This window comes from Mesorhizobium sp. M7A.F.Ca.US.005.03.2.1 (assembly GCF_003997795.1).
GTDB lineage: Bacteria > Pseudomonadota > Alphaproteobacteria > Rhizobiales > Rhizobiaceae > Mesorhizobium > Mesorhizobium ciceri.
In genome coordinates, this window is record NZ_RZRP01001164.1 from 1 (window position 1) to 1500 (window position 1500).

The following is a 1500-nucleotide window of genomic DNA, read 5'->3' on the forward strand; positions in this document are numbered from 1 at the left end:
TCCAGTATCCGAAGCGCCAGGTCGGCAACCGGATGTTCCAGGGCGATACCTCGCATCTGCCGCTGAAGCTCAACACGTCGGGCGTCATTCCGCCGATCTTTGCCTCGTCGCTGCTTTTGCTGCCGGCCACCGTCGCCGGCTTCTCGCAGACGACGAACCTGCCGGCGTGGGCAAGCACCGTGCTCGCCTCGCTCGGCCACGGCCAGCCGCTCTACATGCTGTTTTATGCGGCGATGATCGTGTTCTTCGCCTTCTTCTACACCGCGATTGTCTTCAACCCGAAGGACACCGCCGACCAGCTCAAGAAGCATTCGGGCTTCATCCCGGGCTATCGTCCGGGCGAGCGCACCGCCGATTATATCGATTACGTTCTCACCCGCATCACCGTCGTCGGCGCCATCTATCTGGTGCTGGTGTGCCTGCTGCCGGAGTTCCTGATCTCGGCGACTGGCGTACCATTCTACCTTGGTGGCACATCGCTTCTGATCGTGGTCAGTGTCACGCTCGATACGGTTGCGCAGATTCAGGGTCACCTGATCGCGCACCAGTATGAAGGCCTGATCAAGAAGTCGAAGCTGCGCGGGGGGAAGAAAGCCAGATGAGGTTGATATTGCTTGGGCCGCCAGGAGCGGGCAAGGGGACGCAAGCACAAAGACTGGTAGAAAAACACGGCATACCCCAGCTCTCGACGGGCGACATGCTGCGTGCTGCCGTCCAGGCAGGCACCGAGGTTGGCAAGCGCGCCAAGGCGGTGATGGATGCCGGTGAACTGGTGTCCGACGCGATCGTCAACGCGATCGTCGCTGAGCGTATCGATCAGCCCGACTGCGCCAAGGGGTTCATCCTCGACGGCTATCCGCGGACCCTGGTGCAGGCGGATGCGGTCGAGCAGATGCTGTCGGATCGCTCCCAGGGGCTCGACGCCGTCATTGAACTCGTGGTCGACGACAAGGCCCTGGTTGGCCGGATCGTCAAACGCGCCGACGAGGCGCAGGCCGCCGGCCTTCCCGTTCGCAAGGACGACAATCCGACCGTGTTCGAAGAGCGCTTGAGAGAATACTACAAGAAGACGTCGCCGCTGATTGGCTACTACTATGCCAAGGGCAAGCTCCGCAGTGTCGACGGCATGGCCGATATCGACGCCGTGACGGAACAGATCGAAGCGGTGCTCAAGGACGCGGTGCGGGGAAATTAACGATTGCACTTGACGGAGGCGGTTCGCTGCGGTATGGCGGCCCGTCTTCCTATCAGGCATGAGCTTTGCTTGTCCGCAAGGGCAGGGCAGCCGCATTGAACTGGAAACTCCCGCATGGGCCGGCCTCCACCGGACGCGGGGCAACTTAAGACAGCGCCGAGCCTACCTTGTTTTTGAGGATTGGCCGGCCCACATGGAGAAGGGAAGAACATGGCTCGTATAGCCGGCGTCAACATTCCGACCAACAAGCGCGTTGTCATTGCGCTTCAGTACATTCACGGCATTGGCAAGCGGTTCGCCCAGGA

The 1500-nt window shown here is 61.2% G+C and carries 2 protein-coding genes and 1 pseudogene; all 3 read left to right on the top strand.

Annotated features, from left to right (window positions below):
• On the top strand, positions 1-602 hold a 602-nt coding region (locus EN991_RS35795; RefSeq protein ID WP_164769642.1), incomplete at its 5' end, for a preprotein translocase subunit SecY.
• Positions 599-1195, top strand: a complete 597-nt coding sequence (locus EN991_RS35800) for an adenylate kinase (protein WP_013531436.1) — start codon at positions 599-601, stop codon at positions 1193-1195. The genes EN991_RS35795 and EN991_RS35800, both read left to right, overlap by 4 nt.
• Before the next feature lie 210 nt (positions 1196-1405).
• A pseudogene (locus tag EN991_RS35805) lies at positions 1406-1500 on the top strand (30S ribosomal protein S13); the annotation flags it as partial.

Excerpts from the sequence above, each read along its gene's own strand:
- EN991_RS35800 (WP_013531436.1), top strand. The coding sequence starts at position 599 with ATGAGGTTGATATTGCTTGGGCCGCCAGGAGCGGGCAAGGGGACGCAA.